The 16619-nt window shown below is 70.2% G+C and carries 13 protein-coding genes; 9 read left to right on the top strand and 4 right to left on the bottom strand.

The window, feature by feature from the left end; genetic code table 11:
* Positions 1-87 precede the first annotated feature (87 nt).
* Complete coding sequence (locus CVS47_RS13100; RefSeq protein ID WP_127096477.1) at positions 88-549, bottom strand: SRPBCC family protein; 462 nt, start codon at positions 547-549, stop codon at positions 88-90.
* A gap of 142 nt (positions 550-691) precedes the next feature.
* Here CVS47_RS13100 and CVS47_RS13095 point away from each other — a divergent pair, with 142 nt between their 5' ends.
* Positions 692-877 carry a hypothetical protein gene (locus CVS47_RS13095; RefSeq protein WP_127096476.1) on the top strand — a complete coding sequence of 62 codons (186 nt, stop codon included), beginning with the start codon at positions 692-694 and terminating at the stop codon, positions 875-877.
* A gap of 40 nt (positions 878-917) precedes the next feature.
* A complete protein-coding gene (locus CVS47_RS13090; RefSeq protein ID WP_127096475.1) occupies positions 918-2456 on the top strand; it encodes an MFS transporter in 1539 nt (512 codons plus the stop codon).
* Positions 2457-2510: 54 nt separating this feature from the next.
* Here the strand turns inward: CVS47_RS13090 and CVS47_RS13085 are convergent, their stop codons facing one another.
* Positions 2511-3071, bottom strand: coding sequence for a phosphorylase family protein (locus CVS47_RS13085; RefSeq protein WP_127096474.1), 561 nt, complete (start codon positions 3069-3071; stop codon positions 2511-2513).
* A gap of 175 nt (positions 3072-3246) precedes the next feature.
* On the opposite strand from CVS47_RS13085, the gene CVS47_RS13080 reads away from it, so the two are divergent.
* From CVS47_RS13080 to yicI, 5 genes are all read left to right on the top strand, one after another.
* Positions 3247-4263, top strand: a complete 1017-nt coding sequence (locus CVS47_RS13080) for a LacI family DNA-binding transcriptional regulator (RefSeq protein WP_127096473.1) — start codon at positions 3247-3249, stop codon at positions 4261-4263.
* 144 nt (positions 4264-4407) lie between these two features.
* Entirely contained in the window at positions 4408-5724 is a 1317-nt protein-coding gene (locus tag CVS47_RS13075; RefSeq protein ID WP_127096472.1) for an ABC transporter substrate-binding protein, read from the top strand.
* A 91-nt stretch (positions 5725-5815) separates the two neighbouring features.
* A complete protein-coding gene (locus CVS47_RS13070) occupies positions 5816-6808 on the top strand; it encodes a carbohydrate ABC transporter permease (RefSeq protein WP_127096471.1) in 993 nt (330 codons plus the stop codon).
* Positions 6808-7731 carry a carbohydrate ABC transporter permease gene (locus tag CVS47_RS13060; RefSeq protein ID WP_206502632.1) on the top strand — a complete coding sequence of 308 codons (924 nt, stop codon included), beginning with the start codon at positions 6808-6810 and terminating at the stop codon, positions 7729-7731. The genes CVS47_RS13070 and CVS47_RS13060 overlap by 1 nt, the downstream gene beginning before the upstream one ends.
* Entirely contained in the window at positions 7731-9968 is a 2238-nt protein-coding gene (yicI, locus tag CVS47_RS13055; RefSeq protein WP_127096470.1) for an alpha-xylosidase, read from the top strand. Before CVS47_RS13060 ends, yicI begins: the two co-directional genes overlap by 1 nt.
* Positions 9969-10010: 42 nt before the next feature.
* On the opposite strand, the gene CVS47_RS13050 is transcribed toward yicI, so the two are convergent.
* Entirely contained in the window at positions 10011-10214 is a 204-nt protein-coding gene (locus tag CVS47_RS13050) for a hypothetical protein (protein ID WP_127096469.1), read from the bottom strand.
* Positions 10215-10309: 95 nt separating this feature from the next.
* The gene (locus CVS47_RS13045) at positions 10310-12364 is read right to left on the bottom strand and encodes an NAD(+) synthase (RefSeq protein ID WP_127096468.1); all 2055 of its coding nucleotides are present in this window, start codon (positions 12362-12364) and stop codon (positions 10310-10312) included.
* Between the two features lie 78 nt (positions 12365-12442).
* Between CVS47_RS13045 and CVS47_RS13040 the strand changes: the two genes are divergently transcribed.
* On the top strand, positions 12443-16081 hold the full coding sequence (locus tag CVS47_RS13040; protein ID WP_127096467.1) for a TM0106 family RecB-like putative nuclease: 3639 nt from the start codon (positions 12443-12445) through the stop codon (positions 16079-16081).
* A 67-nt stretch (positions 16082-16148) separates the two neighbouring features.
* A complete protein-coding gene (locus CVS47_RS13035) occupies positions 16149-16475 on the top strand; it encodes a DUF3467 domain-containing protein (RefSeq protein WP_127096466.1) in 327 nt (108 codons plus the stop codon).
* The last annotated feature ends 144 nt before the right edge of the window (positions 16476-16619 follow it).

Here is a 16619-nt window from a genome sequence, read left to right as displayed (position 1 = left end):
CCTGTGGGACGCCGGTATCGCTGGGGCATTTAGGACGCGGCGATCCTCGCCCGACGCGGCGATCCTCGCCCGTCGCGACGTGCGGTCTCAGCCGTGCACGGCGACCTGCCCGAGGTGCTCGACGAGCGCATCCAGCGCCTCGTCCCATCCGTCGTAGAACGACTCGTCGCCGGGCTCGCCGTCCACACCCTGCAGGTCGAACGTGAGACGTGTCAGGTCGCCGAGGGGCTCGATGGCGACGGTCACCACCGGGGCGTCGTCGGGGTCGTCGCCGGGGTCGCCCCAGGTGAACGAGAGTCGTGCGTGCGGCTCCACCACGCGGTAGACCCCACCGGTCGGATACTTCTCCTGCGTGAGGGTGTTCACCATCGTGTACGCGTAGCGTCCGCCCACACGGGGGTCGATCTCGACGGTGTCGCGCGGAGTCGTGGCATCTCGCGGGTGCCACCACTGCGCGGCCTCGTCCGGATCGGTCCATGCCGTCCAGATCGCCTCAGGTGCCGCGTCGAGGTTGCGGACGATCGTGAAACCCTTCGACGTGTCGACCATGGCTTCTCCTTCGCTCCTGGCGGCCTGATACCGCTCGTCCACGATCTCCCCACTCGGCGGGCGCGGCAAGCGGTTGACATCCCGCTGAGCCGAGCGCGATCTGCAGCGGAGACGCCCCGTGGCCTCCGTCTAGGATCGGAGAGTGAACACCCGCACCCTCTGGAGCATCGTCGGCGTCATCGTCGCGATCGTCATCGCCTGGTTCCTCGTGAACATCCTGTTCTCCGTGCTCGCGTTCATCTTCAAGATCGTCATCGTCGCCGTCGTGGCGATCGTGGTGTTCTTCGTCCTGCGGTCGCTGTTCACACGTCGCAGCGACGTCGGCTGACCGACCGGGCGCGCCGCTCCCGGCGAGTACCCTGAGGGGGATGCCCGCCGAACAGACCTCCTCGTCGCCTGCCTCTCCGCAGACACTCACCATTCCGCTGACGCCGGCGCGGAAGTGGCGCGCCTTCTGGGTGTGCGTTTCGGTGGCGGCGATCACGATCCTCGATCTCAGCAAGGTCAACGTCGCGCTGCCGTCCATCGAGGCGGCCTTCGGCTCCGGGTCGACCGAGCTCCAGCTGATCGTGTCGGGGTACGTCCTCACGTTCGGCCTGCTGCTCGTGCCGATGGGGCGTCTGGGCGACCAGCGCTCCCGTCGCACGCTCTTCATCGTCGGTCTGACGCTCTTCACCCTCACGAGCCTCGTCTGCGCCCTCGCGCCGAACACGACGGTGCTGCTGGTCGCCCGCCTCATCCAGGGAGTGGCCGCCGGCATCCAGATGCCCCAGGTGCTCGGCCTCATCCAGCAGCTCTTCCAGGGCAAGGAGCGAGGCCGTGCCTTCGGCCTGTTCGGTGCGACCATCGGCGTCGCGACCGCCTTCGGCCCGACGCTCGGCGGACTGATGATCGCCCTCGGCGGCCCCACCGACGGGTGGCGCTACATCTTCTGGATCAACATCCCGCTCGGGCTCATCGCCATCGCGCTGGCCATCTTCGTCCTGCCCGCCACGCGAAAGGCCTCGCGAAAACCGCTGCAGCTCGACCCGGTCGGCGTCGTCCTGTTCGCGCTGACGATCATCGCGCTGATGTTCCCGTTCCTCTTCACGACCGGCTCCCCGAGCGACAACCCGCAGCGCTGGTGGCTGCTCGTGGTCTTCGTGCTGTTCGCGACGGCGTTCTTCGCCTGGGAGCGGAGGTATGCGGCATCCGGTCGTGATCCCCTGATCCCGTTCACGCTGTTCTCTGTGTCGTCCTTCCGCAACGGCTCGATCCTGCAGGCCGCGTACTTCGCCGCCATCCCCTCGCTGTTCCTGCTGACGACCCTCTACCTGCAGAGCGGGCTGGGACTGGAGCCGGTCTTCGCGGGCATGGTCTCGATCGGCTTCGCGCTGTCCAGCGCCGTGGCGTCGTGGATCGGCGGCAACATCGTGACGAAGTACGGGCGACCGGTCGTGGTGTGGGGCCTCGTGCTCGTGATGGTCTGCATCGCCGGGCTCGTCGTGACGGCCCTGTACGTGCCCGATGCGGTCACGCCCTACGCGATGGCCGGCGTCATGGTCATCGGCGGCATCGGCGGTGGACTCGTCATCGCGCCCAACCAGACGCTCACGCTCGCCGACATCCCGGTCAAGCAGGGCGGGCTCGCCGGCTCGGTCGGCCAGCTGGGTCAGCGCATCGGCACTGCGGTCGGCACGGCGATCGCCCTCGCCCTGTTCTACGCGACGATCTATCGCGAAGACGGCAAGGCCACCGACTCGGTGGTCTTCCACGACGCCTATGCCTTCGGGATGGTGGCCGTCGCCCTCTTCATCGCCTTCGCCTTCGTGCTGTCGGTTCTCGACCTCACCGCGCGCAAGCGTCGCGAGCGCGAGACCGAGCCCGAGACCGACGAAGACGCCGAGGAGCCGCGCGTCATCACGTGAGGGGCTGCCGCGGCCGCCTCTCGACGGCGACGCGCAACCGTGAGCGTGCCGGGCTCAGACTCCGTAGAGCTCCGCGACGGTCTCGCGCAGCTGCGCGCTGCACGCCGCGACCGTCTCACGCCAGTCGGTGATCGCGTCGTCCTGCGCGCGATCCGACACGGCCTTCAGCACGCGGATGGGCACGCCGAACCGGTCGGCGACCCAGATGTAGGCGTACGTCTCCATGTCGACCATGCGAGCGCCGAGAGGGCGGATGACGCCCACGGCCTCGGCGTCGTCGACGAAGTGGTCGCCCGTGGCGATCACGACGCCGTCTCCGTCGCCGATCTCCACGCGCGGGGGAAGTGACACGTGCTGGCCGACGACGCCGTCGATGTCGGTGACGTCGTGCTGGATCGCGCCGGCGATCTCGTGCACGCCCGTGGGGAGCAGGGGATCGATCGCGCCCGCCGTGCCGACGACGAGGATCTCGTCGTAGGTCGCCGCGTCCAGAGCGCGGGTCAGCGCGAAGGTCGCCTGCAGCTTGCCGGGGCCCGTGACCAGGCGGTCGAATCCGGGGAGGGTCTCGGGAAAGGCGACGAGCTCGGCATCCAGGGCCGCGACGAGAAGTTTCACCGTCCCATTCTCCCCTCCCGTCCACAGGCGATCCGCCGCGCACAGCCCGTGCGGGCTTTGTTGGCTTCGGCGACAAAAGTCTTGCGTGATGGCGGACCCGGGGTTAGCATCGTCGTCGAAGCGTTTCGCGAAGCGCTTCGACACGCGACACGAGTCGCACGACGAAGGAGTCCTGATGGTCAAGATCGACGAGGTGGCCCGTGCCGCCGGTGTCTCCATTAGCACCGTCTCGTACGCCCTCAGCGGCAAGCGCCCGGTCTCGGCCGCCACCCGCACCCGCATCGAGTCCGCCGTCGAGGAGCTCGGCTACCGGGCCAACGCGGGGGCGCGGATGCTCGCCGGAAGCCGCACGCAGATCTTCGCCCTCACCGAGCCGTTCCGCCCCGACACCTTCGCCCCGACCCACATGGCCTTCGTGCTGGCCACCTCGATCGCCGCGCGGCGGCAGGACTACGACATCCTCCTGCTGACCGAGGAGGACGCTGCGGACGGTATGCGCCGCGTCGCCGACAGCGGACTGGTCGACGGCATCCTGGTGCTCGACGTCGCGCCCGCGGACCGCCGCGTCGCCCTCGCCCGGCAGCTCGACATCCCCTCCATCTTCATCGGCGTGCCCGATGACCACCACGGCCTGACCTGCGTCGACCTCGACTTCGAGGCGGCCGCGGCCCTGGCCGTGGACCGGCTCTTCGAGGCCGGCCATCGGGTCGTCGGCCTGATCGGCCACCCGGCCATCGCCTACGAGAACTCGAACTTCCCGCCGCGCGTGCGCGCGGGCTTCGAGGACGCCTGTGCGCGACGCGAGGTCTCGGGCCTCTTCCGCACCACGGGCGGACCGGTCGTCGAGATCGCCGTCGTCCGCGCCGCCGTCGCCGACATGCTCGCCGAGGGCGTGACCGGCTTCGTCCTCCACGGGGGAGACGACGCGCACGCCGCCGTGCTGGAAGAGCTGGCCGCCCACGGCCGCGCCGTGCCGGACGACGTCTCGGTCATCTCGGTGGGCGCAACGTTCGACCCCGCCTCCTTCTCCGTGCCCCTGGACGCCATCCCGCTCATCCCGGCCTCCTCCTGCGACCTCGCGGTCGACCTCGCCATGCGCTCGCTCGGCTCCACTCCTCCGGAGCCGGGCGTCCACCTCATCCCGCCCACCTACCGCGCCCATGGCTCGGTCGGCCCGCCGGCTACGAGCTAGCGCCCGTCGCGGGCGAGCCGCAGCATCCGTTCGCCCATCATCGAAGCGCTTCGACGAAGACCCGCACGACCCGCACGACCGCACCACCCGCACCACCCGCACTCACCTCGACCGACGACGGTCACCGAGAAAGGAATGCCGAAGATGGCACACCACATCACCCCGCGGACCCGCATGCGGCTGCTCACAGCCGCCTCGCTCGTCACCGCCGGCGCGCTCGCGCTCGCCGGCTGCTCCGGCGGCAGCGGACAGGAAGCCGAGAGCGGCGACTCGCTGACGCTCTGGCACTTCGAGGGCGCCAACAGCGCCATGGGCATCGCCTGGGACCAGGCGATCAAGACCTTCGAGGAGGAGACCGGAGCCACGGTCACCTTCGAGGAGAAGAGCTTCGAGCAGATCCGTTCGACCTCCAGCCAGGTGCTCAACTCCGACGAGGCGCCCGACATCATGGAGTACAACAAGGGCAACGCCACGGCCGGCCTCCTCGCCAGCCAGGGCCTGCTCTCCGACATCAGCTCCGCGGTCGACGAGTACGGCTGGGCCGACAAGCTCGCCCCCGCGCTGCAGACCACCGCCAAGTACAGCGAAGACGGCGTCATGGGATCGGGCGCCTGGTACGGCATCCCGAACTACGGCGAGTTCGTCACCGTGTACTACAACAAGGACATGTTCGCCGCGGCGGGACTGGAGATCCCCACGACCTACGACGAGTTCGTCGACGTGATGGACGCCTTCGTCGCACAGGGCGTCACCCCCCTCGCCGAGGCGGGACTGGAGTACCCCCTCGGGCAGCTCTGGTACCAGCTCGCGCTGAGCAAGGCCGACCGCCAGTGGGTCAACGACTACCAGCTGTACGAGAACCCCGTCGACTGGCAGGGCGAGGCCGTGTCGTACGCGACCGACACCGTCAAGGAGTACGTCGACAAGGGCTACATCTCCCCGGACGTCTCGGGCGTCAAGGCGGAGGACGCCGGCGTCTCGTTCATCAACGGCACCGCGCCGATCTTCGTGTCGGGCAGCTGGTGGTACGGCCGCTTCGTCGATGAGATCTCGGACTTCGACTTCGGCATCTTCCCGTTCCCCGACGCCGATCTGAGCCTCGGCTCCTCGGGCAACCTGTGGGTCGTGCCGGAGAACGCCAAGAACAAGGAGCTGGCCTACGAGTTCATCGACATCACGATGCGCCCGGAGATCCAGGCCCTCATCGGCAACAACGGCGGCCTGCCGGTCGCTGCCGAGGAGTCCGACATCACCGACCCGAAGAGCCTCGAGCTGATCCAGGCCTTCAACGCCGTGAACGAGAAGGACGGGCTGTCGTTCTACCCCGACTGGCCCACTCCCACGTTCTACGACACCATCGTCGCCCAGCTGCAGGAGCTCGTGAACGGCACGAAGAGCCCGGCCGACGTGCAGAAGGCGCTCGGCGACGAGTACGACTCGTACACGTCCGACTTCCGCTGAGTCGCACCTCGCGGCGAGAGCCGTCTGAACAGGGATGCCGCGTCCACCGCGGGCGCGGCATCCCACCCCTTCGAACCCTGAGGAGCAGGGCATGACCGCTGTCCCCTTCGTGCGACCGCCTCGCACGCCCAAGGCGCGCCGGGCCGACGTGCCGCCCGATGAGCCGCTCATCCCGCAGCGCGGGCGTCGCGGCGGAGCCGGCTACTGGCTCTACCTGGTGCCCGGACTCGTGCTGCTGACGATCGTCGTGCTGATCCCGCTCGGCTGGAACGTGTACCTCTCCTTCACCGAGTGGCGCGGCATCCGTCCCCCCGAGTTCATCGGCTTCGACAACTGGATCGAGCTGGCCGGCGACGCGAAGTTCTGGACGTCGTTCGGCAACAGCATCTGGATGATCGTCGCGATGGTGGTCGTGCCGACGCTCGTGGGCCTGATCCTCGCCGCCCTGCTGTTCGACCTCGTCGGGCGCAAGTTCGGCGGCCGGCTCGCCAGCTTCCTGCGCGCGACCTACTACCTGCCTCAGATCCTCCCCGCCGCGATCGCCGGCATCGTCATCGGCTGGATCCTCCGGCCGCAGGACGGCGCGCTCAACGAGATCCTCGAGGGTCTCGGTCTCGGCGCCCTCACGCACAACTGGCTGGGCAGCCCCGACACGGCGCTCGCCAGCATCATGGTCGTGCTCGTCTGGATCCAGATCGGCTACCCGGTCGTGGTGTTCATGGCGGCGCTCCAGCGCGTCGACCCCGAGCTGTACGAGGCCGCGGAGCTCGACGGCGCCAACTGGATCCAGCGCTTCCGCGCGATCACGGTCAGCATCATCAAGCCCGAGATCTACGTCGTCACCCTGACGTGCACGATCGCCGCGCTCAAGGTCTTCGGTCCCGTCTACGTGCTGACGCGCGGCGGTCCCGGCGACTCCACCATCGTGCCCGCGTACTACGCGTACAGCGAGTTCTTCCAGGCGCAGCAGGTCGGCTACGGCGCGACCATCGCCACCGCCCTGACCATCGTCATCGCGATCGTCTCGGTCGTCTTCATCCGCGCGCAGAACGCCGCGGAGCGCAAGGAAAGGGCGGGTCTGTAATGGCCACCACCACCACGACCCTGCCCGCCGTCTCCGGCCCGCGCGCCGCCCGGACCACCGCCCGCACCGGCCGTCCGTCCCGCCCCCGCGGCGGCATGACGAAGAAGAAGGGCGTCGACTGGCTGCTGCTGGCGTTCGCCGTGGCGGCTGCGGCGCTGATCGTCGCGCCGTTCTACCTGATCCTCGTCAACTCGTTCAAGTCGCCGGCCGACTACTCCAACGGCGGGCCGCTCGCACTGCCGACGGGCATCTACCTCGACGGCATCATCGCGTTCTGGGAGCGCGTCGACTTCCCGGGCAAGGTGTGGAACTCGTTCTTCATCTCCGGCATGGTCGCGATCCTCGCGGTGCTGATCTCCGTGCTGAACGCCTTCGCGATCGGCATCGGCCGCATCCGCGGGCGCAGCTGGATCGTGCTGCTGTTCCTGCTGGCGAACCTGCTGCCGCAGGAGGCTCTGCTGTACCCGCTCTACTACATGTTCAAAGCGGTGGGCCTCTACAACAACGTGTGGTCGGTGATCATCATCTTCACCGTGATCCAGGCGGCGTTCGGCACCTACCTGCTCGCGTCGGTCTACGGCACCTTCCCGAAGGAGGTGCTGGAGGCGGCATCCATCGACGGCGCGAGCCGCTGGCAGATCCTGTGGCGGGTCATCTTCCCGATCAGCCGGCCCACCCTCTCGGTGCTGCTGATCTTCTTCTTCATCTGGACGTGGAACGAGTTCCTCATCCCGCTGACGTTCCTCGTCTCCAACGCCAACCAGACCGTGCCCGTCGCGATCAGCGTGCTCCAGGGCGACCGCCTGATGGACGTCACCACCACCAGCGCCTCCGCGCTGCTGGGCCTCATCCCCACCCTCCTCTTCTTCCTCATCTTCCAGCGCACCCTCACGCGCGGCATCACCGCAGGAGCAGTCAAGTAATGAAGTTCACCGATGGTTTCTGGCAGCTGCGCCCCGGCGTGACGGCGCTCTACGGCCAGGAGGCCTACGACGTGGAGGAGACGGATGCCGCGGCCGACGGCTCCGGGATCGTGATCACCGCGCCGACGGCGCAGATCGTCCGCCGCGGCGACACGCTCAACCGGCCCGTGCTCGGCGTCACCCTCTCCTCGCCCGCCGAGGGCATCGTGCGGGTGCGCATCGCCCACCACGAGGGCGGCGCACGGCATGACGGCTTCGACCTGCCAGGAGCCGTGGCCGGCGGCGCGGGCTCCGTGTCCGTCGACGGCGACGGCGGCACCCTCACCACGGGTCCGCTCACGGCGCGCATCCGCCGGGGCGCGCCCTGGGCGCTCGACTTCGAGGTCGACGGCGTGCGCGTCACCGGCAGCGGGCCGAAGGCGCAGGGCTACATCAGCCTCGCCGCCGACGCGCAGGTGGACCACGGCGTCGTGGGCAACGCCCGTGGTCACGGTGCGGCTCCCGTCGAGCGCACCTTCGTCCACGAGCAGCTCGACCTGGGCGTCGGCGAGCTCGTCTACGGCCTGGGGGAGCGGTTCGGACCCCTGGTGAAGAACGGCCAGACCGTCGAGGTGTGGAACGCCGACGGCGGCACCTCCAGCGAGCAGGCCTACAAGAGCGTTCCGTTCCACGTGTCCAGCCGCGGCTACGGAGTGCTCGTCAACGACCCCGGGCACGTCTCGTACGAGGTCGGATCGGAGGCCGTCGAGCGCGTGCAGTTCTCGGTGCCCGGTGAGGTGCTCGAGTACTTCCTCATCGCCGGTCCGACGCCGAAGCACGTGCTGGACCGCTACACCGCCCTGACCGGGCGCCCGCCGGTGGTGCCGGCGTGGTCGTACGGACTGTGGCTTTCGACGAGCTTCACCACCGACTACGACGAGGAGACCGTCACGTCGTTCATCGACGAGATGGCGCGGCGCGAGCTGCCGATGTCGGTGTTCCACTTCGACTGCTTCTGGATGCGCGAGTTCAACTGGTGCGACTTCGAATGGGACGCGCGGGTCTTCCCCGATCCGGAGGGGATGCTGCAGCGTCTGCACGACCGCGACCTGCGCGTGAGCGTGTGGCTCAACCCTTACATCGGCCAGCGCTCCCCGCTGTTCCGCGAGGCCGCCGACCAGGGCTTCCTGGTGAAGCGCGCCGACGGAACGGTGTGGCAGTGGGACCTGTGGCAGGCGGGCATGGGGCTCGTCGATTTCACGAACCCCGACGCGACCGCCTGGTACCAGGGGCACCTGCGCCGGCTCATCGCGCAGGGCGTCGACTGCTTCAAGACCGACTTCGGCGAGCGGATCCCGGTGGAGGTCGAGTGGGCGGACGGCAGCGATCCGCTCCGCATGCACAACCTCTACACGCACCTGTACAACAAGGCCGTGCACGAGGTGCTCGTGGAGGAGCGCGGCGACGGCGAGGCCGTGCTCTTCGCCCGGTCGGCGACGGCGGGCGGCCAGCAGATGCCCGTGCACTGGGGCGGCGACTCCACCTCGACGTTCGTGTCGATGGCCGAGACGCTCCGGGGCGGGCTGTCGCTCGCGTTCAGCGGCTTCGCGCACTGGAGTCACGACATCGGCGGATTCGAGGGGATGCCGGATGCCGCCGTCTTCAAGCGATGGACCGCGTTCGGCCTGCTCTCCAGCCACAGCCGCTTCCACGGCTCGACGTCGTACCGTGTGCCGTGGATCTTCGACGACGAGGCCGTGGACGTCACCCGGGAGTTCACGCGCCTCAAGCTGCGCCTGATGCCGTACCTCTACGGTCTCGGCGTCGCGGCGACCACCACCGGAACGCCGCTCATGCGGCCGATGGCGATGGAGTTCCCCGGCGACCCGGCCGTCGCCTACCTCGACCGGCAGTACATGCTGGGGCCCGACATCCTGGTCGCCCCGGTCTTCACCGAGAGCGGCGACGTCGAGTTCTACCTGCCCGCGGGGGAGTGGACGCACCTGCTCACCGGCGAGACCGTCACCGGCGGGGGATGGCGTAGCGAGAACCACGACGTGCACAACCTGCCGCTGTACGTGCGGCCGGGCGCGGTCCTGCCGTGGGGCGCCCGGGAGGACCGCCCCGACTACGACTACCTCGACGGCCTCACGCTGCGGGTGTTCCCCGGCGGCACCGGCGTCGCGACGGTGACGGTGACGACGCCCGACGGGCGGTCGCGGGAGTTCGAGGCGGACCGGGCGGCGGTCACCCGCTGAGCCGACTCAGGAGTCGGCGCGGCGGTCACCCGCTGAGCCGACTCAGGAGTCGGCGGCCTCGTCCTCTTCGGGCTCGAAATGCGATGCCTCACCGGTGTGTCCGGCGGCGACACCGTCCGGGTGGGGAGGGATCGTGCCGTCCTCGCCGAGTCCGCCGGGCTTGCTCTCGCCGTCGGAGTCGGTCACACCCGCCTGCGTGATGCCCGTCTCCTGCTCGTCGGCGCCGTGCTCGAGATCGCTGTCCATGGTGTCTCCTCGTCCTTTTGTCGACGGTATCCCGCGCGCGCCCGTGCGTCTCGCGCTTGACAACCGCCGCCGCACCGGTGGGTTCTCGCGGGGAGTCAGTCGACGAGGTCGGGCAGCGCTGCCTTCAGCTCCGCGAGCCACGCCGTCGCATTGCCGTCGGAGGGGGCGCGCCAGTCGCCGCGCGGCGACAGCGATCCGGCCGGCGAGACCTTCGGCCCGTTGGGCATGGCCGAGCGCTTGAACTGGGCGAAGGCGAAGAAGCGGCGGAGGAACACCTGCATCCACCTCACGACCGTCTCGAGGTCGTAGGCGAAGCGGTCCTCCTCGGGGAATCCGGGCGGCCATGCGCCGGCGCCCGCGTCGCGCCACGCGTGCGCGGCGAGGAATGCGATCTTCGACGGACGGAAGCCGAAGCGCAGCACGTGCCAGAGCGTGAAGTCGTGCAGGGCGTAGGGCCCGACGCGGTCCTCGGTGGACTGCAGGCGTCCGTCCTGCCCGGCGGGCACCAGCTCCGGGCTGATCTCCGTGTCGAGCACGGCCTGCAGCACCTCCGCGGTGCCGTCGGCCAGCTGCCCGTCGGAGATCACCCAGCGGATCACATGCTGGACGAGCGTCTTGGGGATCCCCGAGTTCACCGCGTAGTGGCTCATCTGGTCGCCCACGCCGTAGGTCATCCAGCCGAGGGCGAGCTCCGACAGGTCGCCCGTGCCGATCACGAGGCCGTCATTCTTGTTCGCGAGCCGGAAGAGGAAGTCGGTGCGCAGACCGGCCTGCACATTCTCGAACGTCACGTCGTGGACGGGCTCGCCCAGCGCGAAGGGGTGCCGGATCTTCGCGAACATCTCGTTCGCGGCATCCCGGATGTCGATGGTCTCGATCGACGCGCCGACCGCCTCCGCGAGGGCGATCGCGTTGTTCTTCGTGCGATCGGATGTCGCGAAGCCGGGCATCGTGTAGGCGAGGATGTCGCTGCGGGGCCGGCCCATCGCATCCATCGCCCTCGCGACCACGAGCAGCGCGTGGGTGGAGTCGAGTCCTCCGCTCACGCCGATCACCGGCTTCGGGCCGCCGATCGCGCGGAGCCGCTGCACGAGCCCCGAGACCTGGATGTTGAACGCCTCGTAGCAGTCCTGCGCCAGGCGCGCCGGGTCATCCGGCACGAAGGGGAACCGGTCGAGCGAGCGCTTCAGGCCGATGTCGCGGGCGGGCGGATCGAGACGGAAGTGGACGGTGCGGAACGCGGCATCCGCCCCCGTCGCCCGCCGGTTGTCGTCGAACGTCCCCTGCCGGAGGCGGTCCTGACGCAGCCGGTCGAGGTCGACGTCGGCCACCGAGCGACGCGGACCGTCGGGGAAGCGCTCGGTCTCGACGAGGAGGTTGCCGCCCTCGTAGATCATGGTCTGACCGTCCCAGGAGACGTCGTTCGTCGACTCGCCCATTCCCGCCGCGGCGTAGGCGTACGCGGCCAGGCAGCGCAGCGACTGCGACTGCACGAGGTCCGTGCGGTCCTCCGCGCGGGCGATCGTGATGGGGCTGCCCGACAGGTTGAGCAGCACCGTCGCGCCGGACAGCGCCGCCTGCGACGACGGCGGGATCGGCACCCACATGTCCTCGCACACCTCGGCGTGCACCACGAGTCCGGGCACGTCCAGCGCCTCGAACAGCAGGTCGGGGCCGAACGGCGCGTACAGCGAGCCCACTCGGATGTCCTGCCCGCGCTGATCGTCGCCCGCGGCGAACCAGCGGCGCTCGTAGAACTCGCGGTACGTCGGGAGGAACGACTTCGGCGCCACCCCGAGCAGCTCCCCGCGGTGTATCACCACCGCGCAGTTGTAGACGCGGTTCCGGTGCACGAGCGGCGCCCCGACGACGAGGACGGGGAGGAGCGACTCGGATGCCGCGACCAGCTCCTCGACGGCCTGAGCGACCGCATCGAGCAGCACGTCCTGCAGGACGAGGTCCTCGATCGAGTAGCCCGAGAGGCAGAGCTCGGGGAAGACGGCCACCGCGACGCCGTCGGCGTCCAGCTCCCGCGCGGTCTCCAGCACGGAGCGCCCGTTGGCGGCAGGGTCGGCGATCGTGAGCGGGATGGTGCAGGCCGCGACGCGGGCGAACCCGTGCCGGTAGACGCTCTCGAAGGGGAGGCTCATGTCCCCAGTCTGGCATCGGCCGCCTTCGCGGACGAGGGTGTCGGATGCCGCGGCTAGGGTCGTTCGGGAAGGGGAGACATGCGCTACATCGAAGACGAGGGCCGAATCGTCTGGAGCGCCAGCGATCTCAAGGCGGCAGCCGAGTGCGAGTTCGCGTGGCTCCGCCGCATCGACGCCCGCCTGGGCCGCGTGGAGGCCGTCGTCGAGCCGGAGGATGCGACGCTGAAGCGCGCGGGACTCCTCGGCACGGCGCACGAGCTGCGCATGCTCGAGCACTACCGCGAGGTCTTCGGCGACGCGGTGGCCGAGATCCCGGCCGCGCAGGCTTCGGATGCCGCGGCGCTCGCCGATGCCGACGATCGCACCCGCGCGGCGCTCGCCGACCCGTCCGTCGAGGTGGTGTTCCAGGCGGCGTTCTCCACCGACGAGTTCGTCGGCTTCGCCGACTTCCTCGTGCGTGAGAGGTCGGCGCCCGAGCCGGGCGCCGACACGGCAGCCCCGACGCCGCGAGTCGACGGCGACGGCACCCGCTGGGTGGTGCAGGACACGAAGCTCGCGCGGCGCGCGCGCGTGACGGCGCTGATGCAGCTGGCGGCATACGCCGACCAGCTCGACCGTCTCGGCATCGCCCGCGCCGACCGGGTGCAGCTGCTGCTCGGCGACGGCACCGTCAGCGAGCACCGGGTGGACGACATCATGCCCGTGTACCGGCTGCGCCGCGCGCGCCTCAAGGCGCTCATCGCCGACCGTGCCGTGCCCTCGGGCGCGGCCGGCGAGGCGATCGCGTGGGGCGATCCGCGCGGCGACCTCGACGTCATCGCCTGCGGCCGGTGCGCCACGTGCGAGGTCGAGGTCATCTCCCATCGCGACCTGCTCCTCGTGGCGGGCATGCGACCGGTGCAGCGCGTGCGGCTGCAGACGGCCGGCATCCGCACCATCGACGATCTGGCCGCCGCGGAGGCGCAGCCCGCCGGAGTCGGCGCCGACACGTTCGCGTCGCTGCGCACCCAGGCGCGCCTACAGCTCGACAGCCCCGCGGGTGTGCCCGCCGTCTCGGACGACCCCGGCATCCCCGTCGTCCCGACGTTCGAGGTGGTGGAGCCGCGCGCCCTGGCCGCGCTCCCGAGGCCCGATCACGGCGACCTCTTCTTCGACTTCGAGGGAGACCCGCTCTACACCGAGGGCGATGCGAGCTCCTGGGGCATCGACTACCTCTTCGGCTGGGTCGACATGGCCGAGCGCTACGGCGCGCTGTGGGCGCACGACTTCGACGAGGAGCGCGCCGCTCTCGAGCGCTTCCTCGACATGGTCGCCCGTCGCCGCGAGAAGAGCCCGGGCATGCACATCTACCACTACGCCCCCTACGAGCCGACGCACCTGCTGGCCATGGCGGCGAAGTACGGCGTGCGCGAAGCCGACGTCGACCAGCTGCTGCGCGACGGTGTCTTCGTCGACCTGTACCCGATCGTGCGGCGCGCGCTGCGCGTGGGATCGCGGTCGTACTCGATCAAGAAGCTCGAGCCCCTCTACATGGGCGCCGAGGTCCGCACCTCCGATGTGCAGAAGGGCGACGACTCGATCGTCCGCTACGTCGAGGCGCGCGAGCACGCCGACGCGGGGGATGCCGCGGCGGCTCAGGAGATCCTCGACGACCTGGCCGACTACAACCGCTACGACTGCGTCTCCACCCGGCGGCTGCGCGATTGGCTCGTCGATCGCGCCCGGGAGGCGGGCCTCCGCCCGTCCGCCGAGCGCGAGCCGGAAGAGGGTGGCTACCAGGACTCCCCGCTCGCCGTACAGCTCCGCGCCTACGCGGACGAGGTCGACGAGGCGAAGAGCACGAGCGCCTCCGATGCGACCGCGCTGCGCCTCGGCGCCGCGGCGATCGACTACTACCCCCGCGAGGCGAAGTCCTTCTGGGCGACGCATTTCCTCCGCCTGCGCGAGCCGATCTCCATCTGGGAGGACAACCGCGACGTCGTGGTGGTCGATCCGGCCCGCTCCCGGGTCATCGAGGACTGGCACCTGCCGGAGGGCAGCGGCCGGGAGCGGCGTCGTGTCGAGCTGCGGGGCGAGCTGTCGCCCGGCACGCGGCTGAGCGAAGGCGTCGAGCCGTTCGCGCTCTACGAGCTGCCGGCCCCCTTCCCGTCGGAGACCCGCCCGCGGTGGATCCACACCGCGAAGTGGGTGCGCGTGGTCGAGGTGCTCGACGACGGGGCGATCATCGAGGAGCTCTCCGTCGAGGGGTTCACCTGGCAGGAGCTGCCCCTCGCGCTGACGCCGGCGGCGCCGCCCCGGGCGGGCAACCAGCAGTCGGCCATCGAGGCGTGGGCGCAGACCGTCCTCGAGACGCGGTCCGCCGGCGCCCGCGACGACGGCGCCGCGCTGCTCCCGCCGGAGCCGTCGCAGCCGCTGCCGCGGGATCCCGCCACCGATCTGCTGCGCCGCCTGCCGCCGCGCACTCTGTCGGGCGCCCTCGCTCCGGCGGATCCCTCCGACGAGGCATCGGCGATCGCGCGCAGCGTGGCCGATCTCGATCACAGCTACCTCGCCGTGCAGGGGCCTCCCGGCACCGGCAAGACGTACGTCGGCTCCCACGTGATCGCCCGTCTCGTGCAGGAGCGGGGCTTCAAGGTCGGCGTCGTGGCCCAGGGGCACGCCACGGTCGAGCACTTGCTCGACCGTGTCATCGAGGCGGGCGTCCCGCCCGTGCAGGTGGGCAAGGCGCCCAAGGATCCCTCCCTGCCGCACCGCTTCACGATCATCCCGAAGAACGGCGTCGCCGCCTTCACGGCCGAGCACCAGACCGACGGCTTCGTCGTCGGCGGCACCGCGTGGGACTTCAGCCACCAGGGCCGCATCCCGCGGGGCAGCCTGGACCTCCTCGTCATCGACGAGGCCGGACAGTTCTCCCTCGCCTCCACCATCGCCGTCTCGCTCGCCGCACGACGACTGCTGCTGCTCGGCGACCCGCAGCAGCTTCCGCAGGTCAGCCAGGGGACCCATCCGGAGCCGGTCGACACATCGGCGCTGGGATGGATCATGGACGGCGCCGAGGTGCTGCCCGCGGAGTACGGCTACTTCCTCGCGCGCACCCGGCGCATGCACCCTGCGGTGGCCGAGCCGGTCTCCCACCTGTCGTACGAGGGGCGCCTCGCCGCCCATCCGTCGACGGCCCTCCGCACGCTGGAGGGCGTGCGCGCCGGCGTCCACGTCCGGCCCATCGCGCACCGCGGCAACGCCACCTCATCGCCCGAGGAGGCCGCCGAGGTCGTCCGGCTCGTCACCGACCTCGTCGGACGCTCGTGGACGGGCAGCGACGGGGGAGTGGGGGATGCCGCGACCCTCCTGTCGCCGCGCCCGCTCCGCCCGTCCGACGTCATCGTGGTCACGCCCTACAACGCCCAGCAGGTCGAGGTCGAGGCGGCTTTGACGGCCGCCGGCTTCGGCGACGTGCAGGTCGGCACCGTCGACAAGTTCCAGGGGCGGGAGGCCGTGGTCGCGATCGTCTCGCTCGCCGCGTCATCCGGTCGCGATGCGCCGCGCGGGCTGGAGTTCCTGCTCCTGCGCAACCGCATCAACGTCGCGCTGTCGCGGGCGATGCAGGCGGCGTACGTCGTCTACTCCCCGGGTCTCCTCGACGACCTCCCGCGCACGCCGGAGGGCGTCGCCCGCCTCAGCGGCTTCGCCACCCTCGTGGAGGCGCCGGCGGCCTGATCTGTCCACAGGCGCCCGGAGGGCGGCGTCAGCGCCGACGTAGACTTGCGCGGACGATTGGAGCCCCATGGCCGATGACGCCCAGCGGCAGTTCGAGATCGACCTGCCCCCCGATCTCATCGGCGGGGCCTACGCAGACTTCGCCAACGTCTGGCACACGCCCACCGTCTTCGTGATGGATTTCGTCGCGCTCGCCCAGCCGCCCCGTGAGCAGCTCGATGCGCAGACGGGCGAGGCGCGCACGGTCGTGCCGGCGCGCGTCGTCAGCCGCATCCGCATCCCTCCCGAGCAGGTCTTCGAGCTCGCCAAGGCCCTCACGCAGCAGCTCGAATTCTGGGAGCAGGAGACCGGGCGCCGTCAGCCGATCGACCCGCTCATCGACCCCGACGACTGACCTCCGGCGTAGAGATCCGTCCCGGTGCTGTCAACCCCTTCGGAGAATGTTCTCGAGCCGACATAACCTGGCGTCGCGCCTCACAGCGCAGGTCGCGGCATCCACTCGGCGAGGGGTGGATGCCGCGGCCCCCTGTCTTTCCGG

Source organism: Microbacterium lemovicicum (genome assembly GCF_003991875.1).
GTDB lineage: Bacteria > Actinomycetota > Actinomycetes > Actinomycetales > Microbacteriaceae > Microbacterium > Microbacterium lemovicicum.
Note: the sequence above shows the minus strand (reverse complement) of the source record. Positions and strands in the feature narration are given on the sequence as shown.